Source organism: Serratia sp. B501 (genome assembly GCF_051172315.1).
GTDB lineage: Bacteria > Pseudomonadota > Gammaproteobacteria > Enterobacterales > Enterobacteriaceae > Serratia > Serratia ureilytica.
The window spans coordinates 378,557-404,270 of the sequence record NZ_JBPIZB010000004.1; the positions used below are offsets into that span (position 1 = coordinate 378,557).

At 59.4% G+C, this 25,714-nt stretch carries 25 protein-coding genes; 18 read left to right on the forward strand and 7 right to left on the reverse strand.

Going from position 1 to position 25,714, the window contains the following annotated elements:
- The first annotated feature begins 44 nt into the window (after positions 1-44).
- On the forward strand, positions 45-1,709 hold the full coding sequence (gene treC, locus ACSBQV_RS15325) for an alpha,alpha-phosphotrehalase (protein WP_099783258.1): 1,665 nt from the start codon (positions 45-47) through the stop codon (positions 1,707-1,709).
- A 28-nt stretch (positions 1,710-1,737) separates the two neighbouring features.
- Here treC and ACSBQV_RS15330 read toward each other — a convergent pair whose 3' ends face one another.
- Positions 1,738-2,262 (reverse strand): NAD(P)H-dependent oxidoreductase, encoded by a 525-nt coding sequence (locus ACSBQV_RS15330; RefSeq protein WP_042783555.1) that lies wholly within the window; start codon positions 2,260-2,262, stop codon positions 1,738-1,740.
- A gap of 104 nt (positions 2,263-2,366) precedes the next feature.
- Here ACSBQV_RS15330 and ACSBQV_RS15335 point away from each other — a divergent pair, with 104 nt between their 5' ends.
- The 3 genes from ACSBQV_RS15335 (at position 2,367) to nrdG (ending at position 6,296) form a co-directional block, all read left to right on the forward strand.
- Positions 2,367-3,281: a LysR family transcriptional regulator gene (locus tag ACSBQV_RS15335; RefSeq protein WP_033651455.1), complete on the forward strand. Its 915-nt coding sequence runs from the start codon at positions 2,367-2,369 to the stop codon at positions 3,279-3,281.
- Positions 3,282-3,525: 244 nt separating this feature from the next.
- Positions 3,526-5,664: an anaerobic ribonucleoside-triphosphate reductase gene (gene nrdD, locus ACSBQV_RS15340; protein WP_099783260.1), complete on the forward strand. Its 2,139-nt coding sequence runs from the start codon at positions 3,526-3,528 to the stop codon at positions 5,662-5,664.
- A gap of 167 nt (positions 5,665-5,831) precedes the next feature.
- Positions 5,832-6,296 carry an anaerobic ribonucleoside-triphosphate reductase-activating protein gene (gene nrdG / locus ACSBQV_RS15345; protein WP_099783262.1) on the forward strand — a complete coding sequence of 155 codons (465 nt, stop codon included), beginning with the start codon at positions 5,832-5,834 and terminating at the stop codon, positions 6,294-6,296.
- A 275-nt stretch (positions 6,297-6,571) separates the two neighbouring features.
- On the opposite strand, the gene ACSBQV_RS15350 is transcribed toward nrdG, so the two are convergent.
- The 4 genes from ACSBQV_RS15350 to ACSBQV_RS15365 form a co-directional block, all read right to left on the reverse strand.
- On the reverse strand, positions 6,572-7,360 hold the full coding sequence (locus tag ACSBQV_RS15350) for a retron system putative HNH endonuclease (RefSeq protein WP_099783264.1): 789 nt from the start codon (positions 7,358-7,360) through the stop codon (positions 6,572-6,574).
- A complete protein-coding gene (locus tag ACSBQV_RS15355) occupies positions 7,344-9,884 on the reverse strand; it encodes an N-6 DNA methylase (RefSeq protein ID WP_434991461.1) in 2,541 nt (846 codons plus the stop codon). Before ACSBQV_RS15355 ends, ACSBQV_RS15350 begins: the two co-directional genes overlap by 17 nt.
- A 602-nt stretch (positions 9,885-10,486) precedes the next feature.
- Positions 10,487-10,669 (reverse strand): hypothetical protein, encoded by a 183-nt coding sequence (locus ACSBQV_RS15360; protein WP_099783374.1) that lies wholly within the window; start codon positions 10,667-10,669, stop codon positions 10,487-10,489.
- Between the two features lie 41 nt (positions 10,670-10,710).
- Complete coding sequence (locus ACSBQV_RS15365) at positions 10,711-11,766, reverse strand: permease (RefSeq protein WP_099783268.1); 1,056 nt, start codon at positions 11,764-11,766, stop codon at positions 10,711-10,713.
- Positions 11,767-11,993: 227 nt separating this feature from the next.
- Between ACSBQV_RS15365 and phnF the strand changes: the two genes are divergently transcribed.
- Genes phnF through phnP form a run of 11 tightly spaced genes read left to right on the forward strand, consistent with a single transcriptional unit; the run spans position 11,994 to position 20,299 of the window.
- The gene (phnF, locus tag ACSBQV_RS15370; protein ID WP_015376439.1) at positions 11,994-12,722 is read left to right on the forward strand and encodes a phosphonate metabolism transcriptional regulator PhnF; all 729 of its coding nucleotides are present in this window, start codon (positions 11,994-11,996) and stop codon (positions 12,720-12,722) included.
- Positions 12,723-13,166: a phosphonate C-P lyase system protein PhnG gene (gene phnG, locus ACSBQV_RS15375; RefSeq protein ID WP_016929298.1), complete on the forward strand. Its 444-nt coding sequence runs from the start codon at positions 12,723-12,725 to the stop codon at positions 13,164-13,166.
- 3 nt (positions 13,167-13,169) lie between these two features.
- A complete protein-coding gene (gene phnH, locus ACSBQV_RS15380) occupies positions 13,170-13,751 on the forward strand; it encodes a phosphonate C-P lyase system protein PhnH (RefSeq protein ID WP_099783270.1) in 582 nt (193 codons plus the stop codon).
- Positions 13,751-14,836, forward strand: a complete 1,086-nt coding sequence (locus tag ACSBQV_RS15385) for a carbon-phosphorus lyase complex subunit PhnI (protein WP_099783272.1) — start codon at positions 13,751-13,753, stop codon at positions 14,834-14,836. Before phnH ends, ACSBQV_RS15385 begins: the two co-directional genes overlap by 1 nt.
- Complete coding sequence (locus ACSBQV_RS15390) at positions 14,829-15,689, forward strand: alpha-D-ribose 1-methylphosphonate 5-phosphate C-P-lyase PhnJ (RefSeq protein WP_060426495.1); 861 nt, start codon at positions 14,829-14,831, stop codon at positions 15,687-15,689. The genes ACSBQV_RS15385 and ACSBQV_RS15390 overlap by 8 nt, the downstream gene beginning before the upstream one ends.
- On the forward strand, positions 15,689-16,477 hold the full coding sequence (phnK, locus tag ACSBQV_RS15395; protein WP_033636845.1) for a phosphonate C-P lyase system protein PhnK: 789 nt from the start codon (positions 15,689-15,691) through the stop codon (positions 16,475-16,477). Before ACSBQV_RS15390 ends, phnK begins: the two co-directional genes overlap by 1 nt.
- A gap of 16 nt (positions 16,478-16,493) precedes the next feature.
- Positions 16,494-17,198 (forward strand): phosphonate C-P lyase system protein PhnL, encoded by a 705-nt coding sequence (phnL, locus tag ACSBQV_RS15400; RefSeq protein ID WP_099783274.1) that lies wholly within the window; start codon positions 16,494-16,496, stop codon positions 17,196-17,198.
- Positions 17,198-18,334: an alpha-D-ribose 1-methylphosphonate 5-triphosphate diphosphatase gene (phnM, locus tag ACSBQV_RS15405; protein ID WP_033638888.1), complete on the forward strand. Its 1,137-nt coding sequence runs from the start codon at positions 17,198-17,200 to the stop codon at positions 18,332-18,334. The genes phnL and phnM overlap by 1 nt, the downstream gene beginning before the upstream one ends.
- Positions 18,334-18,903, forward strand: coding sequence for a ribose 1,5-bisphosphokinase (phnN, locus tag ACSBQV_RS15410; RefSeq protein WP_016929305.1), 570 nt, complete (start codon positions 18,334-18,336; stop codon positions 18,901-18,903). Before phnM ends, phnN begins: the two co-directional genes overlap by 1 nt.
- Complete coding sequence (locus tag ACSBQV_RS15415; protein WP_015376431.1) at positions 18,900-19,502, forward strand: DapH/DapD/GlmU-related protein; 603 nt, start codon at positions 18,900-18,902, stop codon at positions 19,500-19,502. Before phnN ends, ACSBQV_RS15415 begins: the two co-directional genes overlap by 4 nt.
- A gap of 14 nt (positions 19,503-19,516) precedes the next feature.
- Positions 19,517-20,299: a phosphonate metabolism protein PhnP gene (gene phnP / locus ACSBQV_RS15420; RefSeq protein WP_099783276.1), complete on the forward strand. Its 783-nt coding sequence runs from the start codon at positions 19,517-19,519 to the stop codon at positions 20,297-20,299.
- Here the strand turns inward: phnP and ACSBQV_RS15425 are convergent.
- Positions 20,256-20,888 (reverse strand): NAD(P)H-binding protein, encoded by a 633-nt coding sequence (locus ACSBQV_RS15425; protein WP_099783278.1) that lies wholly within the window; start codon positions 20,886-20,888, stop codon positions 20,256-20,258. The genes phnP and ACSBQV_RS15425 overlap by 44 nt on opposite strands.
- 30 nt (positions 20,889-20,918) lie before the next feature.
- A complete protein-coding gene (locus ACSBQV_RS15430; protein ID WP_086580882.1) occupies positions 20,919-21,359 on the reverse strand; it encodes a YhbP family protein in 441 nt (146 codons plus the stop codon).
- A 433-nt stretch (positions 21,360-21,792) separates the two neighbouring features.
- Between ACSBQV_RS15430 and speFL the strand changes: the two genes are divergently transcribed.
- From speFL to potE, 3 genes are all read left to right on the forward strand, one after another.
- Complete coding sequence (gene speFL, locus ACSBQV_RS15435) at positions 21,793-21,897, forward strand: leader peptide SpeFL (RefSeq protein WP_004933443.1); 105 nt, start codon at positions 21,793-21,795, stop codon at positions 21,895-21,897.
- Between the two features lie 273 nt (positions 21,898-22,170).
- Positions 22,171-24,333 carry an ornithine decarboxylase SpeF gene (gene speF, locus ACSBQV_RS15440; protein ID WP_015376427.1) on the forward strand — a complete coding sequence of 721 codons (2,163 nt, stop codon included), beginning with the start codon at positions 22,171-22,173 and terminating at the stop codon, positions 24,331-24,333.
- Between the two features lie 62 nt (positions 24,334-24,395).
- Complete coding sequence (potE, locus tag ACSBQV_RS15445; protein WP_033648789.1) at positions 24,396-25,712, forward strand: putrescine-ornithine antiporter; 1,317 nt, start codon at positions 24,396-24,398, stop codon at positions 25,710-25,712.
- The last annotated feature ends 2 nt before the right edge of the window (positions 25,713-25,714 follow it).

The following is a 25,714-nucleotide window of genomic DNA, read 5'->3' on the forward strand; positions in this document are numbered from 1 at the left end:
ATGAAGGGTACGGGCCTGTTGTCACGATTCAAAGGTGTCCAGTTATGAGCAACCCAACCCCCTGGTGGCAGAACGGCGTCATCTACCAAATTTATCCGAAGAGTTTTCAGGACAGCACCGGCAACGGCTACGGCGATTTGGCCGGGGTGACCCGGCGGCTGGACTATCTGCAGGAACTGGGCGTGGACGCGATCTGGCTGACGCCGGTCTACGTATCGCCGCAGGTGGACAACGGCTATGACGTGGCGGACTACTGCGCCATCGATCCGGCTTACGGCACAATGGCAGACTTCGAGCAGTTGGTCGCCGCCGCCCACCAGCGCGGCATCCGCATCGTAATGGACATGGTGTTCAACCACACCTCGACCGAGCACCCGTGGTTCAAGGCCGCGCAGGATCGCCACAGCCCGTATCGTCAGTTCTACGTCTGGCGCGACGGCGACGGTGAAACGCCGCCGAACAACTGGCGCTCCAAGTTCGGCGGCAACGCCTGGCAGTGGCACGCCGACAGCGGCCAGTACTACCTGCACCTGTTCGCCGCCGAGCAGGCGGATCTCAACTGGGAGCACCCGCCGGTGCGCGAAGAGCTGAAGAAAGTGTGTCAGTTCTGGGCGGACAAAGGCGTCGACGGGCTGCGTCTCGACGTGATCAACCTGGTGTCCAAACAGCAGGACTTCCCGTCCGACAACCAGGGCGACGGCCGCCGCTTCTACACCGACGGCCCGCGCATCCACGAGTTCCTGCAGGAGATGAGCCGCGACGTGTTTCAGCCGCGCGGCCTGATGACGGTGGGCGAGATGTCCTCCACCACGCTTGAGCATTGCCAGCGCTACGCGGCGCAGAGCGGCGAAGAGCTGTCGATGACCTTCAACTTCCATCACCTGAAGGTGGACTACGCCGGCGGTGAAAAATGGACGCGGGCGGCGCCGGATTACGTGGAACTGAAGCAGATCTTCCGCCACTGGCAGCAAGGGATGCATAACCGCGCCTGGAACGCGCTGTTCTGGTGCAACCACGATCAGCCGCGCATCGTGTCGCGCTTCGGCGATGAAGGCGCACTGCGGGTGCCGGCCGCCAAAATGCTGGCGATGGTGCTGCACGGCATGCAGGGCACGCCTTATATCTATCAGGGCGAAGAACTCGGCATGACCAACCCCGGCTTCCGCGCCATCGAGCAGTATCGCGACGTGGAAAGCCTGAACATGTACGCCGAACTGCGCGCCCAGGGCCGCGGCGACGCCGAGCTGCTGGCAATCCTGGCCGACAAATCGCGCGACAACGGCCGCACGCCGATGCAGTGGAGCGCCGCACCGCACGCCGGTTTCACCACCGGCACGCCGTGGATCGGCTGCGCCGAGAACTACCCGCAGATCAACGCCGACGCGGCGCTGGCCGATCTCGACTCGGTGTTTTACGCCTATCGCCAGCTGATCACCCTGCGCAAGCAGTATCCGCTGCTGACCCACGGCGACTATCAGGATCTGGCGCCGGAACACCCGGCGCTGTGGTGCTATCAGCGCAGCTGGAACGGCCAGCGCCTGCTGGTGGCGGCCAACCTGAGCCGCGAACCGCTGGCCTGGGCGGCGGAAGGCGTGGAAGCTTCCGCGCAATGGCGCCCGCTGATGAGCAACTACGCCGATTCGGCGGACCAGCCGCAGGCGCTGACGCTGCGGCCGTTCGAAGCGGTGTGGTGGCTGCTCGAAGACTGACCCCGCAGGGCGCGGCGAACGCTGCGCCCTACCATTTCCCCAGCAGCGCCGCCACGCCGGCGGCCTCTTGCGCCAACTGCTCATCGCTCATGTCGCTCACGCCCTGCACCAGATGCGGCGGCAGATAATCCATGCCGGTCAGGTTGGCCATGGCGTGGAACGGCAGCAGCAGATCCTGCACCGGATAACGGTTATACCCTTGCGCTGTATAAGCCTGCGCGTCGCCGCCGGTGCTCACCACCAGCTGCAGCGGCTTGCCGTGCAGCTGGGTGCCTTCGCTGCCGTAGGCGAAACCGTAGGTTAATACCGCATCCTGCCACTCGCTGAGGATCGCCGGTGAGCTGTACCAGTAAAACGGGAACAGCATCACTACCGCATCATGGCTCTGCAGCAGCGCCTGTTCGCGCGCCACGTCGATGCGGTAATCCGGGTACGCGCGGATCAGTTCGTGAACGGTCACGTTGGGCAGCGGGCGTACGGCCTCGATCAGCGCCTTATTAATGCGCGACTCGTCGGGGGTGCGGTGGGCGGTTAACACTAAAATGCGCGACATAACGATTCCTCGGTCATAAGAAGATGAGGCATTTTTCCATTTCCGCCGCTGCGGGTGTAGGCTGTTAGAGGTCATTTCAATTTCAACTGAAAGTATCAACCACTATGTCGCTGCCCTTTGACGTACACCGCCTGTTGCCGGCCTTCCTCGCCGCCGCGCAGGCGCAAAATTTCTCCGCCGCCGCTCGCCAGCTGGGCGTGACGCCGGCGGCGGTCAGCAAAAACATCCGCGCGCTGGAAGAGAAGCTGGCGCTGCGGCTGTTTCAGCGCAACACCCACAACGTGCTGCTGACCGACGAGGGCAAAGCGCTGCTGGCGCAGGTAGCGCCGCTGTGGCAGGCATTGGCGGCGACGCTGGAAAGCGCCGGCGGCGAACGGCAGGCGCCTGCCGGGGTGGTGCGCGTCACGATGATCCCCGGCTTCGGCCGCCGGATGCTGATGCCGTTGATCCCGCAATTTTTGGCGCGCTATCCGCAGATCGATCTCGATCTGTCGCTGGACGCCCGGGTGGTAAATCTGGTGGGCGAAGGTTTCGACGTCGGCATCGGCAGCCGGGTCGATCCCGACAGCCGGCTGGTGGCCCGCCCGCTCTACCCGATGCACATGGTGCTGGCGGCGTCGCCGGACTATCTGGCGCGGCGCGGTGAACCGCAAACGCCGCACGATCTGCTGCGGCACGACTGCCTGCTGCACCGCAACCCGGCCAACGGCCGCCACGTCAAATGGCAGCTGCGCCATCAGGGCGAAACGCTGGCGCTGGATCTGAACGGCCGGCTGGTGGCCAGCCGCCCGGAGATGTTGCTGGATGCGGCGCTGGCCGGTCTCGGCATCGTCAACCTGGCGCGCTGGTACGTCGAGAAACACTTCGAGCAGGGCACGCTGCGGCCGGTGCTGGCGGAATGCTGGCCGCGCCCGGTGCAGCTGTGGCTCTATTACGCTTCGGCGGATCTGCCGCCGCGGGTGCGCGTCTGGGTGGATTTTCTGCTGGAACATTTTCGCGATCGGCCGGCGGGCGATTGACGACTGTTCAGCTTGCACACGCTCTTCCGTTTTCCTTGTTCTACATCAAAAGAATCGCGCCAATATCTATATATAGTGCATTAAGAATTGCGAACACCTATATATAGTAGTTATCCACAAAATCATCCACACACCGCCACAGCCCTTGCGCGCTGCGGCTTTGCCCTGTGGATAAGCGAAATTTGACGGTTGCTCGCCACGCCAGGCGGGTATGAACGCTCCCTCGGGGAACAAGGAGTACAACGTGAAACCAGTAGTGATTAAGCGGGACGGTTGCCAGGTACCTTTTGACGAAGCGCGCATCGCGCAGGCCATCGAGCGCGCCGCGCTGGCGGTGGGCGTGGTCGATGCCGACTACTGCGCCACCGTCGCCCGCGTGGTCGCTCAGCGCATGGAGCAGCAGCCGCGCGTCGATATCCACGAGATCCAGCAGGCGGTGGAAAACCAGCTGATGGCCGGCGAGTACAAACAGCTGGCGCGCGCCTATATCGAATACCGCCACGATCGCGACGTGGCGCGCGAACTGCGCGGCCGCCTGAATCAGGAAATTCGCGGCCTGGTCGAGCAAAGCAACCGCGCGCTGCTGAACGAAAACGCCAACAAGGACAGCAAGGTGATCCCCACCCAGCGCGACCTGCTGGCGGGCATCGTCGCCAAACACTACGCCAAGCAGCACATCCTGCCGCGCGACGTGGTGCTGGCCCATGAACGCGGCGAAATTCACTACCACGATCTCGACTACTCGCCGTTCTTCCCGATGTTCAACTGCATGCTGATCGATCTGAAAGGCATGCTGACCAACGGCTTCAAGATGGGCAACGCCGAGATTGAGCCGCCGAAGTCGATCTCCACCGCCACCGCCGTGACCGCGCAGATCATCGCTCAGGTCGCCAGCCATATCTATGGCGGCACCACCATCAACCGCATCGATGAAATTCTGGCGCCGTTCGTCGACGAGAGCTTCCGCAAACACCTGCAGGTGGCGGAAGAATGGCAGATCCCGGACGCCAAAGGCTATGCCATGGCGCGCACCGAGAAAGAGTGTTACGACGCCTTCCAGTCGCTGGAGTACGAGGTCAACACCCTGCACACCGCCAACGGCCAGACGCCGTTCGTCACCTTCGGCTTCGGCCTCGGCACCAGCTGGGAATCGCGCCTGATCCAACGCTCAATCCTGAAAAATCGCATCGCCGGGCTGGGCAAAAACCGTAAGACCGCCGTGTTCCCCAAACTGGTGTTCGCCATCCGCGACGGCCTCAACCACCAGTACGGCGATCCGAACTACGACATCAAGCAGCTGGCGCTGGAGTGCGCCAGCAAGCGCATGTACCCGGACATCCTCAACTACGATCAAGTGGTTAAAGTCACCGGCTCGTTCAAAACGCCGATGGGCTGCCGCAGCTTCCTCGGCACCTACGAGCAGGACGGCGAACTGGTGCACGACGGCCGCAACAACATCGGCGTCATCAGCCTCAACCTGCCGCGCATCGCGCTGGAGGCGATGGGCGATGAGTCGCGCTTCTGGGCGCTGCTGGATCAGCGCCTGCAGCTGGCGAAAAAGGCCCTGATGACGCGCATCGCCCGGCTGGAAGGCATCAAGGCGCGGGTGGCGCCAATCTTGTACATGGAAGGCGCCTGCGGCGTGCGGCTTAAGGCCGACGACAACATCGCGGATATCTTCAAGAATGGCCGCGCCTCGATTTCGCTGGGCTACATCGGCCTGCACGAGACCATCAACGCGCTGTTCGGCGGCAAAAACCACGTGTATGACGACGAGGCGCTGCGCGCCAAAGCGGTGGCGATCGTCGCGCAGCTGCGCGCCGCCGTCGACGCCTGGAAAGACGAGACCGGCTACGGCTTCAGCCTCTACAGCACGCCGAGCGAAAACTTGTGCGATCGCTTCTGCCGGCTGGACACCGCCGATTTCGGCGTGGTGCCGGGCGTCACCGACAAGGGCTATTACACCAACAGCTTCCACCTCGACGTGGAGAAGAAGGTCAATCCGTACGACAAGCTGGACTTCGAAGCGCCCTACCCGCCGTTGGCCAGCGGCGGCTTCATCTGCTACGGCGAGTACCCGAACCTGCAGCACAACCTGAAGGCGCTGGAAGACGTGTGGGACTACAGCTACACCCGGGTGCCTTACTACGGCACCAACACGCCGATCGACGAGTGCTACGAATGCGGCTTCACCGGTGAATTCTCCTGCACAAGCAAAGGTTTCACCTGCCCGAAATGCGGCAATCACGACTCGGCCAAGGTCTCGGTCACCCGCCGGGTGTGCGGCTATCTCGGCAGCCCCGATGCCCGGCCGTTCAACGCCGGCAAGCAGGAAGAGGTGAAACGCCGGGTGAAACACCTCGGCAACGGGCAGCTCGGCTGAGAAACGCCGTGCAACCTAGGCAAAAGCCTGTTCATCAGGCGTGATTGTCGCAGCCGGTTTGCCTTCGGCCAGCGCGCACCAACCGCAGCGTACACGCAGTACGTGAGGATTGGGAGCCCTGCCGGAGGCAAAATGGCCAGTAAAATAGCCTGATGGGCAGGCCTCACATGAATTATCACCAGTATTACCCGATCGACGTCGTCAACGGCCCCGGCACCCGCTGCACGCTGTTTGTCGCCGGCTGCGTGCACCAGTGCCCCGGCTGCTACAACAAAAGCACCTGGCGGCTCAACTCCGGTCAGCCGTTTACCCCGGCGTTGGAAGACCGCATCATCGCCGATCTGAACGATACCCGCGTGCCGCGCCAGGGGCTGTCGCTCTCCGGCGGTGATCCGCTGCATCCGGCCAACGTGCCGCGCATCTTAACGCTGGTGAAACGGGTGCGCGCCGAGTGCTCCGGCAAGGATATCTGGCTGTGGACCGGCTACCGGCTGGCGGAGCTGGACGCACAGCAAATGCAGGTGGTGGACAGGATCAACGTACTGATCGACGGCAAGTTCGTGCAGGATTTGAAAGACCCGGCGCTGATCTGGCGCGGCAGCAGCAACCAGGTGGTGCATAGGTTGCGATGAGCTAGCGGTACTTTCCTCAACACGTGTTAGCCCCAGTTCAACCGGGTATGGCTACAGTATGGAGACAATCTGATGGGCGGGTCTGTGCCAAGAGCGGGCATTACTTGCATCATGCCATGTTGGTTTGTGGGATACAGGTAATAAGGGCCCTGCAGTTAAACTCAGGGCCTTGAACTTGCTGATTATCACAGAATAAACAAATCAACTTGGAGCCTAGCTAGTAGGAATAGTGTAAACATACAGAAGAGACCGTCAAAGTCAGCCTCTCTGAAGCTTTAAATTGGATGAGCTAAAACAAGCTCAGCCTGCTGGCCTAGATAAAACCTTGCAGTACTAAAAAAAGATGGCCAGTCACCTGCTCTATTTCTCCGGAATATTGATATGGCAATAGAACTAACAGCTTGGTCTACTGTTTTCCCACTCTTCAAACTTTCTGTAATCAGATTATTGAGGTTATCCATAACAGTTCTCCTGAATCTCATTAAGCGCGGAGAGTTCAAATTTAATTTCTCAATTGTTTGGTGTGCCATTTCGACATCTAGCCCTAGTGATAAACACAACTTCTCATTTACAGAAATCTCCCCTGTAGAACGACTGAACCTCCAAATATTTAAGTTAGGTAATCGTAGGGGGTTTAAGATAATTTGATCCAAAATTTTATTACCTTTCGGTACATCGCAAGAATAATTTTCTGGCTCAATATCAAATCTCTCCTCAGGATTAACAACTCTACTTTGATTTCCACCACAGCAAACTGCTAATAAATTGCTCCACTCCAGCCCCCAATTAGGCTCTCCTAGTTCTCGTTTCGACTTTGGGTGAAAATGCTCAATTCGACAGTCATCTAGTGCCCCATTAGTTCCAGACAATAAATCCTGTTCACAATATGCACATAAATTACCTTGATCCGCTCGTAATTGTTGCTGAGTCTCCTGATATCTTGCACTACAACAACGGAAAGCCTCTCCAATTGAGTCCTCATCTCTCTCCCATAAAGCATCAGGGTGAGCAGCTCTGAATGCACCGAATCGATTGGGCTCCACACCCTTATTGATTATTTTCATTGTCACGCTCGAACTCACGAATACGAATATCTGTTTCTAGTCTTTGAAGTTCCGCTTCTGTCTGTCCGCCCCATTCGTATAAAACTTTTTTGAGCTCTAAAGCCTCATCTGTATCCCATTGGTCGGCCTCTACCAATTTAGTGTAACGATTTAATTTTTTAACAATTTCAATGTGTTGAGGCCTAATACTACCACCTAAAACATCTTCCAACATTCTTGAACTTTCAGATCCGTAAGTACTGGTCCCTTTTACTAATTTCGCTTCGACTGCATCGGCAGAAACAATACGAATAGAGTCGGCTTTTACGGTTGTTAGAACCTGAGGACTATGTGTTGTAACAATGAACTGGATTTTCTCAAACAAGTGAGTAAGATCATTAAGAATCTTCTGCTGCCATCTCGGGTGCAAATGAAGCTCAATTTCATCAATTAAGACTATTCCGTTCACTGCTAATGGGTTAGAACTAGTTGGATTGAGTAAATAAGCGCGTCTCACTAAGTCAATGGTAAGTGCAACCATATTTCTATAACCTTCACTCAATTGCTCCAATGTAAGCTTTACGTATTCATTCTTTTCATTTTTCCAATGCACCACAACATCATTACTATCCTTGTCGAATTCTAAGCTCGTGGCTCGTTCTACGATCTGGTAAACAGTTTCGGAAACAAGTTTCTTAGCAGGGTGAATAAATTTGTGGTCTTTGAGTTCATCACGTTTTCTAAGCTCATCAACTTCAATTTTTGAAAACCAGTTTTTTATGATTCCGTAGTTGACCTTGGCATCCAGAGCAGAGTCATAACCTTCTCCACGAACTTCTTTCTCGAATGGATTTATTGCAACTTTAGAGTTTGTAGAATTAAGAGCACGGCTAGTTCCATAATAAGCAATCAGTGGGAATTCAGACTGACTATCTACAAGATGACTAGCATAACTGGTGAGTGCCGTTGTTCCTATTTTAGGGGGTTCAGAAACATCTTTCCCTTTTGCCACGAGATCCCAGCTCAGACTTGATGTTGTTTCAATGGATATCCGGGCATAGCTAGCAATCCCTTTTGAATCTATACGAATATCTGATTTTTTTATCAGTTTCCCTTTTGCGTCAGGCATAGCGGTAAGAAAAGGACCAAGACCACATGCTAGGGCTTCTAGTATTGATGTTTTACCTGCACCATTCTCCCCAACTAATACAGTCAAGCAAGGATGCATTGGAACTTTAAATTCAGAGTAGCCTCTGAAATTTTTTACAGTAACTTCACTAACCTTTAGATCTTTACGTACATAAAGTGAAGGATCTAAATTAAAATCTCTCTCTGCAATTTGGCTACGATGCAAGCTAATACTAAATCGGCCATCGCTATGAATAGCTTCCACGATCTCATTGATATTATCTGGCGTGAGAACATTTCTACCTCGAGTAGGCTCATAAAAAAGTGAGGCATCGACAAATTTAACTCCTCTACTATTTGTTATGTTTGATCCTGAATTGAGGACAAGAAGCACGGTTGAGATAGACGTCGAGTAATGGATATTTTTAGGCAGTAGAATTACTTGTTCGATAATCCCATGAGAGACCAAATATTGGCGAACCCTAGCCTCCGAGCCTCCTCTTGTTAAAGCCCCAGAGGGCATACCGACTAATAGCTTGCCTCCCTCAGAAAGGGCCTGCAGCATTGATAAAGTTATAAACCAGTCACTTCTACTTTCTGGTAAATTTCCGGCTATATCTAGCCACTTATTACGCGCTTTATAGTGAATATTATCCCGAGTAGCCTTCGGGATTTTCATTCCAAAAGGTGGAAAAGAAACGATTAGATCATATTTATTTTGCTGATAAGTTGGTTGCGATAAAGAGTCACCCAAATAGTCTCTACCTTTTATCCCCCTAATAATCCTGCTTATTATCAATTTAAAGTAAGCATCCTTGTTAACTTCTTGAGTATCAATAGTAACTATTTTATAATCTATATCAGCAAAAGAAAATGCAGTATTCCCTGCTCCTGCGAACGGGTCACATATTGATTTTGGTTGATAACTCAACCCAATTGCTGCAACCAAGTTGTTTACGTCTCTTGGAGTATAAAATTCACCACCTGATTTGCCTTCATTTTCTGCAAAGAGTAAATCTAGTTCAGACAAAGAAAGCGATGCTATGGAGTGATGTTTACTCATCACGCCATCTTTTATTGCATGGCGAACAAAAGATTCATCAATGTTTTCGAATAATCGCAGTGTCTTCTCTAAGTAATCACACAGAAAACCAGATACTTCATTATTAATGAACCCAAGTTGAACGGCACAATTTATCAGTTCATAAGAATAATTGGAAATAGCATTAAAACTATCGAACCTTGGCGCTTCAAAGTGCTGACCTGTATTAGATTGTAGATAGCGAATGAAAAATATTGAATACGCAAGTGAACGATAGCTAGATATAGGTGATGCTCCTCTAACATAATCAAGCATCTTCCATATTTCTCTTGCCTGAGCCTTAGCAAGCTCTAGGTCTTCATCATCATATACCATTTTTTATCTCATTTTTAAATGTAGGAATTATATATCAAAACAAATTTTAAAATTTCATTATTTATTTTTACTCCTCATAAAAAAGATCAGCTCAACTTGCCATCATCTGATTTTTATTAGTATGCTGGCGATATCGCCTTCTTTGTATCCTGCATTCACGACAGCGCTAGCTTCATAGCTTGTAGCAAGTCAACGTTGAGAGCAATAGCTTTCCACTTGTTCAACCACAAGGGCAGATGTTTCGTATTTGAACTCAAGAGATAACCTCATCTACCTTTCATTGAACACCATATTTGTATTAGTGAAGTTGCTATCTCTTAGTAAGAGTCCATAGTCATCAGGCCACACAACAAGTCCCGTCGGCTAACATGTCTCTGATTTTGTATGGGGGCTGATGGATAAGTCCCATGAAGGTTTCTAAGTCTGTTACGTTATTTAGGGGCTAGATCGGCCCAGATAACCTCGTGAGTACCGACGTCCACCGTGACCTATTATCATTGTCTAAGCAACACAATGTTAGACTCGCTCCTCACCCAAAGCAAACTACTAGCTAATACGTAGATACTAACTGTCCCGGCCTGGATGAACGCAGTCAAAAACTCTCATCGATAACGCTCCCGGACTCTCGCCTTAAATATAGCCATTCCTTTTTCTACCTCCGAATGGCTGAGATAAACAGCGGTGCCGTTTCTTAAGCGTGAAAGGGCGGCATCCACCCTTTCACGCAACGCTTGCTCCAGCAACATCGCCTCTACGTCCATTTCAGGTTTATTCCGCTGTTCCATTTCCATCTCCTCCATTGAGACAGCATCGGGTCATGAATCCGTTACACCAACCCCATCCCCACCACGCCGGTCAGTGCGCCGCACAGCGCCACCAGCGCCGCCGTCAGGCACAGCGCCCGGGCGGAGAAGGCCTTGTTGAGCATCAGCAGCGAAGGCAGGCTGATCGCCGGCAGGGTCATCAGCAGCGCCAGCGCCGGGCCGGCGCCCATGCCCGCCAGCATCATGGTCTGCACGATCGGGATTTCCGCCGCGGTGGGGATAACGAACAGGCAGCCGACGATCGCCAGGCTGATGATCCACAGCAGGCTATTGTCGACGGCGCCGTCGGCGTGCGGGAACAGCCAGACCCGCGCCGCGCCCAGCGCCAGCACCGCCAGCACATAGATCGGGATGGTCGACCAAAACAGCGCCCACAGCGCTTTGCCCCAGCGGGCAAGGAACGGCCGCTCATCGCTCTGCGCCGTCATCAGCGGCGGCTGCGGCGCGGCGGGCTGCGGATCGTTGGCGGTCACGCGCTGCACCAGCCAGGCGATGCCCAGCACCATCACTACACCCGCCACCAGGCGGATGGCGGCGAACGGCCAACCGAGCACAAATCCCATGAATACCAGCGTCGCCGGGTTCAATACCGGGTTGGCGAGCCAAAAGGCCAGCGCGGCGCCGCTGGATACCGACTGGCGGCGCATGCCGGCGGCAACCGGTGCGGCGCAGCAGGTGCACATCATGCCCGGCAGCGCGATCAGCGCCCCCAGCACGGTGCCGGAAAAACGCCGGTGGCCGAGCGTGCGCGCCAGCCAGTCGCGCGGGATCAGCACCTGCACCAGCGAACCTAACAGCACCCCGAGCAGCGCCGCCTTCCATACCGCGGTGAAGTAGACCAGCGCATATTGCCAAGCCGCCAGCCAGGGGCTCGCGGCGCCGTCGGCCAGGATAGATTTGCCGATCGAGTGGCTGTCCGCCGCCACGAAGGCCTTGCCGTAGTAAGGCTGCCATTTGACGTAGTAGAGGCCGACGGCAACCACCAGCAGAAACAGGATCGGTTTCCACAGCGGCCAGGCGCGTGGGGCGGGTTCAGGGGCATTCAGAGATTGCGGCATGGTAGCGGCCAGAGTCAGTCAACAAAGGCGCCAGCATAGCGCGCCGCCGCCGCCCGTGCACGCCTGGGCTGTCCTAAATAGTTCATCTGTTCGCCACCGACGCGTAACGCGATTGTCATCTGCGCCCGGCACCATGATGCCAACGTGAAAACCACAGGGTAGACGCACGATGAAACGCACCGTTTCCGCCTTCATCGCACCGCCATCGGCATGACGAGGTTTTTATTATGATGGAGTTATCTAGACATCCGACCACTTACCCCACCCGCTATCAGCAGATCGCCGCACAGCTGGAACAGGAGCTGCGCACGCAATACCGCTGCGGCGACTACCTGCCTTCGGAACAGCAGCTGGCCGAGCGTTATCAGGTCAATCGCCACACCCTGCGCCGCGCGGTGGATCAGCTGGTGGAGCGCGGCTGGCTGCAGCGCCGCCACGGCGTCGGCATTCTGGTGCTGATGCGGCCTTACGACTACCCGCTGCACGCCAACACCCGCTTCAGCCAGAACCTGTTCGAGCAGGGCAGCCACCCCACCAGTGAGCGCTTACTCGCTGTCTTGCGCCCGTGCAATGGGCATGTCGCCAGCGCACTCTCGCGTGAAGAAGGCGAAATGGTGATCCACCTGCGCACCCTGCGCCGGGTCAACGGCGTGCCGATGAGCGTGATCGACCATTATCTGCCCGATCTGGACTGGTGGCCGGCGCTGCAGCAGTTCCACAGCGGTTCGCTGCACCAGTTTATCGAACAGCACCTCCAGCAGCCGCTGACCCGCCGCCAGACGCGCATTAGCGCGCGCCGCGCGCAGGCCAAAGAGAGCCGGCTGCTGGAGATCGCCACCCACGCGCCGCTGCTGTGCGTGCGCACCCTTAACGTCCGCAGCGGCGGCGAAGACGTGGCGGAATACTCCGTCAGCCTGGCCCGCGCCGACATGATTGAACTGACGATGGAGCACTGAATGCACGCCTTAGAGTCGAGACAACGCTGGATGTCGGTGCTGGCGCACAGCCGGCCCGAGCAGCTGCGCAGCCACTGGCAGGCGCTGAACCTCAGCCCGGGTTACCGCAGCATCCGCGCGCCGGAGATCGGCCTGGCCCAGCTGCAGGGGCGCATGGGCGCCACCGGCCGCCGCTTCGTGCTGGGGGACATGACGGTCACCCGTGCGGTAGTGCAGCTGGACAACGGCGGCTACGGCTACAGCTATATCGCCGGGCGCGACAAGGCGCACGCCGAGCTGTGCGCGCTGGCCGATGCGCTGCTGCAACAGCCGGAACACGGCGAACGCCTGCAACAACAGCTGATCGCGCCGCTGGCCGCGCTGCAGCACGAACAGCGCCAGCTGCGCGCCCGGGCGATCGCCGCCAGCCGGGTGGACTTCTTTACGCTGGTGCGAGGGGATTAAGCCATGAGTTTATTGACCGGTTTTGAGCAACCGATAGATCAATCACAGCACGCTTTCCGTTTGATTCTTAAAGCCTTGAGCGAACCGGGCCACCGGGTGACGCTGCCGGCCGGCCCGGCCTGGGCGCCGCTGAACGCCGCCAGCACCGCCGCGCTGCTGACGCTGGCCGATCAGGAAACGCCGCTGCAGCTGTGCGCTGCGCTTAAAAGTGAGCAAGTGCTAACAAACATTCGTTTTCACAGCGGCGCGGCGCTGGCCACCGCGGCGCAGGAGGTCTGTTTTGCCCTGTTCGATGAGCAGCTGCAGGCCGCCGATCTGCAGGCGTTGCCGCACGGCACTGAAATCTCGCCGGAATGCGGCGCCACGGTCATCGTACAGCTCGGCGAGCTGGAGAACGGCGCCGCGCTGCGCCTGACCGGCCCCGGCATCGAGAGCCAACGCCTGATAGCGCCGCGCCTGCCGCCGGCGCTGCTGGATTACCTGGTCAACCGCCCGCAGCGCTTCCCGCTGGGGCTGGATATCTTGCTGACCTGCGGCGATCGCCTGCTGGCGATCCCGCGGACCACCCGCGTGGAGGTGTGCTGATGTACGTAGCGGTAAAAGGGGGCGAAAAAGCCATTGAGGCCGCCCATCAGCTGCAGGAACAGCTGCGGCGCGGCGACGAGGCGCTGCCGGCGATCGGCGCGGAACAAATCGAACAGCAGCTGGGGCTGGCGGTGGATCGGGTGATGACCGAAGGCGGCATCTACGATCGCGAGCTGGCGGCGCTGTCCATCAAACAGGCCAGCGGCGATCTGGTGGAGGCGATCTTCCTGCTGCGCGCCTATCGCACCACCCTGCCGCGCCTGGCGGTCAGTGAGCCGCTGGCCAGCGAAAACATGCGGCTGGAGCGGCGCATCTCGGCGGTTTACAAGGACTTGCCCGGCGGGCAGGTGCTGGGGCCGACCTATGACTACACCCACCGGCTGCTGGATTTCGCGCGGCTGGCGGAAGGCGAGGCGCCGCGTGCGCCGCAGGCCGACGAACCGCTGCCGGACAACTGCGGCCACGTGTTCGACCTATTGTGCCGCCAGCAGCTGGCGCGGGAGGAACAGGACGACGGCAGCGCGCCGGACGACATCACCCGCAACCCACCGGTCTACCCCTGCTCGCGCTCGGCGCGCCTGCAGCAGCTGGTGCGCGGCGACGAAGGTTTTCTGCTGGCGCTCGGCTACGCCACCCAGCGCGGCTACGGCCGCAACCACCCGTTCGCCGGCGAGATCCGCACCGGCCACGTTTCGGTGGAGATCGTGCCTGAAGAGCTCGGTTTCGCCATCGATATCGGCGAAATCCTGCTGACCGAGTGCGAAATGGTCAATGGCTTCGTCGATCCCAAGGACCACCCGCCGCACTTCACCCGCGGTTACGGGTTGGTGTTCGGCCGCGCCGAACGCAAGGCGATGGCGATGGCGTTGGTGGATCGCGCATTGCAAAGCCCGGACTACGGCGAAGGCGTCGCCGGCCCGGCGCAGGACGAAGAGTTCGTGCTGGCCCACGCCGACAACGTCGAGGCCGCCGGCTTCGTCTCCCATCTCAAGCTGCCGCACTACGTCGACTTCCAGGCCGAACTGGAGCTGCTCAAGCGGCTGCGACAGGAATACAGCGAGCGCCAGGAGGCCCGCGATGAGTGAAGTATTGACCGGCTATAACCTCGGTTATCTGGACGAACAGACCAAGCGCATGATCCGCCGCGCCATCCTGAAGGCAGTGGCGATCCCCGGCTACCAGGTACCGTTCGGCGGCCGCGAGATGCCGATGCCCTACGGCTGGGGCACCGGCGGCATTCAGCTCACCGCCAGCGTCATCGGCCGCGCCGACGTGCTGAAGGTGATAGACCAGGGAGCCGACGACACCACCAACGCGGTGTCGATCCGCCGCTTCTTCCAGCGCGTCGCCGGGGTGGCCACCACCGAACGCACGCCGGAGGCCACGCTGATCCAGACCCGTCACCGCATTCCGGAAACCGCGCTGCGCGAAGACCAGATCCTGATCTATCAGGTGCCGATCCCGGAACCGCTGCGCTTTATCGAACCGCGCGAAACCGAGACCCGCAAGATGCACGCGCTGGAGGAGTACGGCGTGATGCAGGTGAAGCTGTACGAAGACATCGCGCGCTACGGCCATATCGCCACCACCTACGCCTACCCGGTGAAGGTCAACGATCGCTACGTGATGGATCCGTCGCCGATCCCGAAATTCGACAACCCGAAAATGCACATGATGCCGGCGCTGCAGCTGTTCGGCGCCGGGCGCGAGAAACGCATCTACGCCCTGCCGCCGTTCACCAAGGTGGAGAGCCTGGACTTCGACGACCACCCGTTCAGCGTGCAGCAGTGGGACGAACCCTGCGCGCTGTGCGGTTCGCGCCACAGCTATCTCGACGAGGTGGTGCTCGACGATCAAGGCAACCGCATGTTCGTCTGTTCGGACACCGACTACTGCCGGCAGCAGCTGGCGCAATCTTCGCAAGAGGCGCAGCACTGATGACTTCCACCCCTTTGAGCACCACCCCGCTGCTGTCGGTGAACCGGCTCACCCACCTGTACGCCCCCGGCAAGGGCTTCAGCGACGTGTCGTTCGATATCTACCCCGGTGAAGTGCTGGGCATCGTCGGCGAATCCGGCTCCGGCAAAACCACGCTGCTAAAGTCAATCTCGGCGCGGCTGGCGCCGCAGCGCGGGCAGATCCTTTACCGCCCGCAGGCGGGCCAGGAACACGATCTGTACGCCATGGCGGAGAGCGATCGCCGCCGCCTGCTGCGCACCGACTGGGGCGTGGTGCACCAGCACCCGCTCGACGGGCTGCGGCCGCAGGTCTCCGCCGGCGGCAACATCGGCGAGCGGCTGATGGCCATCGGCCAGCGCCACTATGGCGACATTCGCCGCCAGGCCGGTCAGTGGCTGGAAGACGTCGAAATCCCGCTGTCGCGCCTCGACGATCTGCCGACCACCTTCTCCGGCGGCATGCAGCAGCGGCTGCAGATCGCCCGCAACCTGGTCACCCACCCCAAGCTGGTGTTTATGGACGAGCCGACCGGCGGGCTGGACGTGTCGGTGCAGGCGCGCCTGCTCGATCTGCTGCGCAACCTGGTGGTGGAGATGCAGCTGGCGGCGGTGATCGTCACCCACGATCTCGGCGTGGCGCGGCTGCTGGCCCACCGCCTGCTGGTGATGAAACAGGGCGAAGTGGTGGAGAGCGGCCTGACCGATCGGGTGCTCGACGATCCGCACCATCCTTACACCCAGCTGCTGGTTTCTTCGGTGCTGTCGTAACCCAAGGCGATAACAGATGACTATGCAAATCCGAGTTGAACATCTCAGTAAAACCTTTGTGCTGCACCAGCAGTACGGCACCCGCCTGCCGGTGCTGCACGACGCCAACCTGACGGTCCACGGCGGCGAATGCGTGGTGCTGCACGGCCACTCCGGCAGCGGCAAATCCACCCTGCTGCGTTCGCTGTACGCCAACTACCTGCCGGACAGCGGCCATATCTGGATCAACCACCAGGGCGACTGGCTGGACATGGTCAGCGCCGACGCGCGCCAGATTCTGGCGGTGCGCCGCCATACGCTGGGCTGGGTCAGCCAGTTCCTGCGGGTGATCCCGCGCATCAGCGCACTGGAGGTGGTGATGCAGCCGCTGCTGGAACAGGGCGTCGAGCGCGCCGAGTGCCGCGACCGCGCCGAAGCGCTGCTCGCTGCGCTCAACGTGCCGCAGCGTCTGTGGCCGCTGGCGCCGTCCACCTTCTCCGGCGGCGAGCAGCAGCGGGTAAACATCGCGCGCGGCTTTATCGTCGATTACCCCATTCTGTTGCTGGACGAACCGACCGCCTCGCTCGACAGCCGCAACAGCGCGGCGGTGGTGCAGCTTATCGAACGCGCCAAGGCGCGCGGCGCGGCGATCGTCGGCATTTTCCATGATGAAGGCGTCCGCCAACGGGTCGCCGACCGGCTTTATGACATGCAGGCGCCACAGGCGCTGGAGGCCCTCTGATGATCGTCAATAACGTTAAGCTGGTGCTGGATGACCAGGTGGTGCAAGGCTCGCTGGAGATGCAGGACGGCGTGATCCGCAGCTTCGCCGACGGCCCGAGCCGGCTGCCGCAGGCGCTGGACGGCGACGGCGGCTGGCTGCTGCCGGGGCTGATCGAGCTGCACACCGACAACCTGGACAAGTTCTTTACCCCGCGCCCGAACGTCGACTGGCCGGCCCATTCGGCGATGAGCAGCCACGACGCGCTGATGGTGGCCAACGGCATCACCACGGTGCTGGACGCGGTGGCGATCGGCGACGTGCGCGACGGCGGCCACCGGCTGGAAAACCTGCAGAAGATGATCGACGCGGTGATCCACAGCCAGCGCGCCGGGGTGAACCGCGCCGAGCACCGGCTGCACCTGCGCTGCGAGCTGCCGCACGAGAGCACGCTGCCGCTGTTCGAACAGCTGATGGACAAGCCGGGTGTGTCGCTGGTGTCGCTGATGGACCATTCGCCGGGCCAGCGCCAGTTCGCCTCGCGCGAAAAGTACCGCGAATATTATCAGGGCAAATACCACCTCAACGATCAGCAGATGAGCGAGTACGAGGCGCAGCAGGTCGCCCTGTCCGCCCGCTGGGCCGCGCCGAACCGCGAGGCGATCGCCGCCCACTGCCGCGCGCGCCGCATCTCGCTGGCCAGCCATGACGACGCCACCGCCGCGCACGTGGCCGAATCCTGCGCGCTGGGCAGCGCCATCGCCGAGTTCCCCACCACCGAGGCGGCCGCCCGCGCTTCGCACCAGCAGGGCCTGCAGGTGCTGATGGGCGCGCCGAACATCGTGCGCGGCGGCTCCCATTCCGGCAACGTGGCGGCGCACCACCTGGCGGCGCTGGGGGTGCTGGATATTCTCTCTTCCGATTATTACCCGGCCAGCCTGCTGGACGCGGCGTTTCGCCTCGCGGCGGACGAGCGCAACGCCTACGATCTGCCCCAGGCGGTGCGCATGATCACCCGCAACCCGGCGCGGGCGCTGGATCTGCAGGATCGCGGCGCCATCGCCGAAGGATTGCGGGCGGATCTGGTGCTGGCGCGGCCGCACGGCGAGCACGTTTACGTGCAGAACGTGTGGCGCCAGGGCAGGCAGGTGTTCTGATGGCGCGGCTCATCTACCTGATGGGGCCTTCCGGCGCAGGCAAGGACAGCCTGCTGGCCGCGCTGCGGGCCGACGCCGACCGCGCGCCGCTGGTGGCGCACCGTTACATCACCCGGCCGGCGGACGCCGGCTGCGAGAATCACATCGCGCTGAGCGAACCCGAATTTCTGCGCCGCCGCGCCAAGGGGCTATTCGCGCTCGACTGGCAGGCCCACCAGCAGCGCTACGCGTTCGGGATCGAAGTGGATCTTTGGCTGCTGCAGGGGATCGACGTGGCGGTCAACGGTTCGCGCGCCCACCTGCCGCAGGCGCAGCAGCGCTATGGTGCGCAGCTGCTGCCGGTATGCCTGCAGGTCAACGCCGCGATCCTGCGCCGGCGCCTGCAGGATCGCGGACGGGAAAGCGCTGAACAGATCGAGCAGCGGCTGGCGCGGGCGGCGGAATATCAGCAGAGTCTGCCCGCCGGCTGCCGGGTGCTGCACAACGACGGCCCACTCGACGATACCCTGGCGGCGCTGTTGGCGCTGCTGCCAACCGCCACCCGACAAGCTCAGGATGCGACGCCATGAACGACTTTGCCCAGCCGAAAATCGGCGACAACGTGACCCTTAACCGCACCCGGCTCGGCCAGTATGTGCATCTGGCCGACGATGCGATCCTGGAAGAGGTGGAGATGGGGGACTACTCCTACACCGCCGGGCACAACCAGATTTTTTACGCCACTATCGGCAAGTTCGTTTCCATCGCCTCCTATGCGCGCATCAATCCCGGCAACCACCCGACCTACCAGCGCATCGCGCAGCACCACTTCACCTATCGCGCTTCCGAATACGGGCTGGGGGAAGACGACGCGGCGTTCTTCGACTGGCGGCGCGAGCACCACGTCACCGTCGGCCACGACGTGTGGATCGGCCATAACGCCATCCTGATGCCGGGCGTCAGCGTCGGTAACGGCGCGGTGATCGGCAGCGCGGCGGTGGTCACCAAGGACGTGGAGCCTTACAGCATCGTCGCCGGCGTGGCGGCCAAAAAGATCGGCATGCGCTTCGACGATGCGCTGATAGAGCGTATCGAACGCAGCCAGTGGTGGCACTGGGATCACGCCACGCTGCAGGCGCGGCTGGCGGATTTTCGCGACATCAACCGCTTTGCGCAGAAGTACCTTTAACGGAGGGGGGAGCGATGCAACTGACCTTTCTCGGCACCGGCGGCGCGCAGCAGGTGCCGGTGTTCGGCTGCGACTGCCTGAGCTGCCAACGGGCGCGGCGCGAGCCGGCATTTCGGCGGCGAGCGTGCAGCGCCATGCTCAACTATCAGGGGGAAACGACCTTATTGGATGCAGGATTGCCGGCTTTGGAGCGGCGATTTTCGGCGGGGCAAATTCAACGTTTTTTACTGACACATTACCACATGGATCACGTTCAGGGGTTATTTCCTTTGCGTTGGGGGTGCGGAAATTCCATTCCGGTGTATGGCCCGCCGGATGAACAGGGCTGCGACGATCTGTTCAAACACCCCGGCATTCTGGCGTTTCAGCCGCCGTTAGCGCCCTTCGCCACCGTCGAGCTGGGCGGCATGCGCATCACCCCGCTGCCGCTGCAACACTCCAAACTGACCCACGGCTATCTGATCCAGGCGGCGGGCGCTGCGCTGGCCTACCTGACCGACACCGTCGGCCTGCCGCCGGCCACCGCCGACTATCTGCAAAACGTGGCGCTGGATCTGCTGGTGCTCGATTGCAGCCTGCCGCCGCAGCCGCAGGCGCCGCGCAACCACAACGATCTGACCCGCGCTCAGGAGACGCAGCGGTTGCTGCAGCCCAACCGCACGCTGCTGACGCACATCAGCCATCATCTCGATCGGTGGCTGCTGGACAACGAACTGCCCGCCGGGCTGGAGCTGGCGTTCGATCACCTCAGCGTCAGCCTCGGTAGCAGTGCAGCCGATCCGACTCCAGCACCCTGACCCCTTCGCCCGGCGTAAACGCCTGCTGCAGCAGCGTCTGCGCCACGTCTTTGGCGGAAACGGCGCGCCATTTGCCGGGCAGCAATCTGAACAGCGGCAGCGTGAGGCGCTCCATCAGGCGCGGCGCAGGGCGATCCCCCACCAGCATGGAAGGACGCACCAGCGTCAGGCGCGGCCAGCGCTGTTCGCGCAGCGCCTGCTCCATCTCGCCTTTGGTGCGGTTATACAGGAAGGTAGAATCCGCGTTGGCGCCCAACGCGCTCACCACCAGACAGTGCTGCGCCCCCAAGCGGCGGCCGGTCAGCGCGCTCTCCACCACCAGTTGATAATCGACATAGCGGAAGGCATCGGCGCTGCCCGCCGCCCGGCGGGTGGTGCCCAGGCAGCAGAACACCAGATCGACCGGCTGCTGCAGGCCGCTCAGCAGCTCGAACAGCGCATCGCCGACCGGATTGGTCAGCTTGCCGTGCGGCGGCAGCGGCGTGCGCGTCGGCGCCACGATGGCCGTTACCTGCGGATCGCTTTGCAACAGCTGCAACAACTCGCGCCCCACCAGCCCGGTTGCGCCGACTAACAGTGCTCGCGCCATGCAATCTCCCGTTGTAATCAATACGTCGACTTAAAGTATAGACCGCGCCCAATGCAGCTTCTTGCCGAAGCCGAGGGTGTTGTCGGTCATCTTCACCTCGTGCAGATCCAACCGCCAAACCGCGGCCTTCATCGCCCTGGCGATCGGGAAGCGCTTGCAGTAACGCGCGCGCGCCGCCTCGGCTTCTTCGCCGCTCAGCAGCACCGCCTCGGCGCGGTACTGCACGCCGCGGATCAGCGCGATGCTTTTCGGCTTCGGCGCGATGGTGCCGACCACCCGGCCGTTGTTCAGCATCAGCCCGCCGTGGCGGGTGTGCGGTTCGGTCATCAGCCACAGCGCCATCGCCGCGGCGTCGAACACGTAAAAACAGTTGGCGCACCACATGTCGAGGCCGTCGCCGGCGCACAGCGTCAAGACATGTTGTTTGCCGATGAAATCCGCAATCTGCTGCCGTTGTTCTGGGGTATTCAAAGTCAATCGCCTCCCGGTTCACTCGCCGCATCTTACCCTGCGTTGTTGAGGCGAGTCACAAATAACGATAATCCTCAAAAATCACCCATGAATACAAAATCACTATACATGAATTTTTACTCACTCAAGCGTCAGGCGGGCTTATAACATAAAAAAAACAAACCGGATTTATTTGATCGTTAGGTAACCGATTAATTGCGCCGTTCTTTTATTCCTATCCAGACGGCACGCAAATTTAGCGCGTCTGCCCGGTGCCGATTAGCAATTTATTTACATGCCCACATGCGCATTTAAACGGCTTTTATGCAACGCACTGCATAACGAGTGAATAGTTATTTAAAATCACCGGCATTTATGTGATGAAAATCACGATTTCCTGCCCATCTTGCGTTAAAATAGCGCCATCTTTTCACTCAGCAAGGTGGATTAGAAAATGGAAAACAATAACCGAAAAATGGCGCACATCAGGCGCACAACCCATATTATGATGATGGCTCATCGCAGCTGCTTTAGCTTCGCATTCTTCAACTACAGATAACCCTCCCCCTCGCTCTTACGCCGTTAATAAGAGTGTCTTTGCGTTTCAATTTATTCTCCGTACTCCGGTGATAATGTCTTTTTCTCGCTAACCGGGAAGGACACGCAATTCATTTTTAATTTCGGCCAAGCGCATCCAAACTAAATAAAACAGCGAACACAGTTAATGCCTTTCGGCATCGCTGGGTTCTCGCACACCTTTATTTTCGTGAAGGCGTTAACGGCAAATGGAATTATTTGCCGGCGGACGGCCTTTGCCTGAAGAATGAGAAAAATGAAAAAATTAAAAATTGCCGCCAACACCCAAACCCTCGGCTGCTTTGAAACTGAACGCGACATCGTCGATGTGCATCACAGCGATTTCAATGACGTCGCCGCCATCGTGCTGTCGGTAGACGACGTCGCGCAAGGCATGGTGGCGCGCATCGAAGAGCACGGCCTGAACATTCCGCTGTTCGTCGCCGTCTGCTGCGAAGAAGAGCTGGATAACGCCGTACTGCCGGCGCTGCACGGCGTGTTTGAGCTGTGCGGCAAGAATACCCAGTTCTACGGCAAACAGTTGGAGGCCGCCGCCGCCAAATATGAGAGCGAGCTGCTGCCGCCGTTCTTCAACACGCTGACGCAGTATGTGGAAATGGGCAACGCCACCTTTGCCTGCCCCGGCCACCAGGGCGGCGAGTTCTTCCGCAAACACCCGGCGGGCCGCCAGTTCTTCGACTTCTACGGCGAAACGCTTTTCCGCTCCGACATGTGCAACGCCGACGTCAAACTGGGCGATCTGTTGATCCACGAAGGCGCGCCTTGCGCCGCACAGCAGCACGCCGCCAAGGTATTCAACGCCGACAAAACCTACTTCGTGCTCAACGGCACCTCGGCCTCGAACAAGGTGGCGACCAACGCCCTGCTAACGCGCGGCGACCTGGTGCTGTTCGACCGCAATAACCATAAATCCAACCACCACGGCGCGTTGATCCAGGCCGGCGCTACGCCGGTGTATCTGGAGACCGCCCGCAACCCGTTCGGCTTTATCGGCGGCATCGACGCGCACTGCTTCGACGAACGCTACCTGCGCCAGCAGATCCGCGAAGTGGCGCCGGAACGCGCCAACGAAGCCCGCCCGTTCCGCCTGGCGATCATCCAGCTCGGCACCTACGACGGCACCATCTACAACGCCCGCCAGGTGGTCGACAAGATTGGCCACCTGTGCGACTACATCCTGTTCGACTCCGCCTGGGTGGGCTATGAACAGTTCATTCCGATGATGAAAGACTGCTCTCCGCTGCTGCTGGAGCTGAACGAGAACGATCCCGGCATCATCGTCACCCAGTCGGTGCACAAACAGCAGGCCGGCTTCTCGCAAACCTCGCAGATCCACAAAAAAGACAAGCATATCAAGGGGCAGAGCCGCTACTGCAACCACAAGCGCTTCAACAACGCCTTTATGCTGCACGCCTCCACCAGCCCGTTCTATCCGCTGTTCGCCGCGCTGGACGTCAACGCCAAGATGCACGAGGGCAAGAGCGGCCAGCGCCTGTGGCAAGAATGTGTGCGCGTGGGCATCGAAGCGCGCAAAATGCTGCTGGATACCTGCACGATGATCAAACCGTTCGTGCCGGATCAGATCGACGGCAAGCCGTGGCAAGCCTATGACACCGCGGCGATGGCCAACGATCTGCGCTTCTTCAACTTCGTGCCCGGCGAAAAATGGCACGCTTTTGAGGGCTATGCCGAATCGCAGTACTTCGTCGATCCGTGCAAACTGCTGCTCACCACGCCGGGCATCGATACCGCGACCGGCAGCTACAGCGAGTTCGGCATCCCAGCGACCATTCTGGCCAACTACCTGCGCGAAAACGGCATCGTGCCGGAAAAATGCGATCTCAACTCGATCCTGTTCCTGCTGACGCCGGCGGAAGACATCGCCAAGATGCAACACCTGGTGGCCCTGATCGCCCGCTTCGAGAAGCACATCGAGCAAAACTCCCTGCTCAGCGAGGTGCTGCCTGCGGTCTATAAAAACCACCAGCAGCGCTACAAAAACTACACCATCCGCCAGCTGTGCCAGGAAATGCACGACCTTTACGTCAGCTACGACGTTAAAGAACTGCAAAAAGAGATGTTCCGCAAAAGTTATTTCCCGCGCGTGGTGATGAATCCGCAGGACGCCAATACCGAGTTTGTACGCGGCAACGTGGAATTGGTCTCGCTGGCCAAGGCCGAGGGGCGCATCGCCGCCGAAGGCGCCCTGCCTTACCCTCCTGGCGTGCTGTGCGTGGTTCCCGGTGAAATTTGGGGCGGCGCCGCGCAGCGTTATTTCCTGGCATTGGAAGAAGGCATCAACTTATTGCCGGGATTCGCGCCGGAATTGCAGGGCGTTTATATCCAACAGGATGAGGACGGCTGGAACCGCGCTTACGGCTACGTCATGAAAAATTAATCACCTTACGGGGCGGCGATTATTCTCGCCGCCCGGATCGCATCCTAAAAGAGAAAATGATCATGAGTAAGTCCAACAATAAAATGGGGGTCGTGCAATTAACGATCCTGACCGCCGTGAATATGATGGGTTCCGGCATAATTATGCTGCCGACCAAGCTGGCCGAAGTGGGCACGATTTCGATCGTTTCCTGGCTGGTGACCGCCGTCGGCTCGATGGCGCTGGCCTACGCGTTCGCCAAATGCGGCATGTTCAGCCGTAAATCCGGCGGCATGGGCGGCTACGCCGAATACGCCTTCGGTAAATCAGGCAACTTCATGGCGAACTACACCTACGGCGTTTCGCTGCTGATCGCCAATATCGCCATCGCCATTTCCGCCGTCGGCTACGGCACCGAGCTGTTCGACACCACGCTCAGCCCGCTCGGTATCTGTATCGCCACCATCGGCGTACTGTGGCTGGCGACCGTCGCTAACTTCGGCGGCGCGCGCATCACCGGCAAAATCAGCGGCATCACCGTCTGGGGCGTGATCATTCCGGTAGTGGGCATCTCGGTCATCGGCTGGTACTGGTTCAGCGGCAGTGCCTACGTCGCCGCCTGGAACCCGCATCAGGTGCCGACCTTCGAAGCCATTGGCGCCTCGATCTCAATGACCCTGTGGGCGTTCCTGGGGCTGGAATCCGCCTGCGCCAACACCGACGTGGTGGAAAATCCGGAGCGCAACGTGCCGATCGCCGTACTGGGCGGCACACTCAGCGCGGCGGTGATCTATATCGTTTCGACCAACGTGATCGCCGGCATCGTGCCAAACATGGATCTGGCCAACTCCACCGCCCCGTTCGGGCTGGCGTTCTCCCACATGTTCAATCCGACGGTCGGCAAGATCATCATGGCGTTGATGGTGATGTCCTGCGTCGGCTCGCTGCTCGGCTGGCAGTTCACCATCGCCCAGGTGTTCAAATCCTCCGCCGACAGCGGCTTCTTCCCGAAAATCTTCTCCAAGCTGAGCAAGGCCGACGCACCGGTTAAAGGCATGCTGACCATCGTCGTCATCCAGAGCGGTTTGTCTCTGATGACCATCAGCCCGTCGCTGAACAAGCAGTTCAACGTGCTGGTGAACCTGGCGGTGGTGACCAACATCATCCCTTACATCCTGTCGATGGCGGCGCTGGTCATTATTCAGAAAGTGGCGAAGGTACCGGACAACAAGGCGCGCATCGCCAATATCATCGCCGGCATCGGCGCGCTGTACAGCTTCTATGCGCTTTACAGCTCCGGTGAGGAAGCGATGATGTGGGGCGCCATCGCCACCTTCCTCGGCTGGACGCTGTACGGCATCGTCTCGCCGCGCTTCGAGCTGGCGGGAAAAAAGGGGTAAAG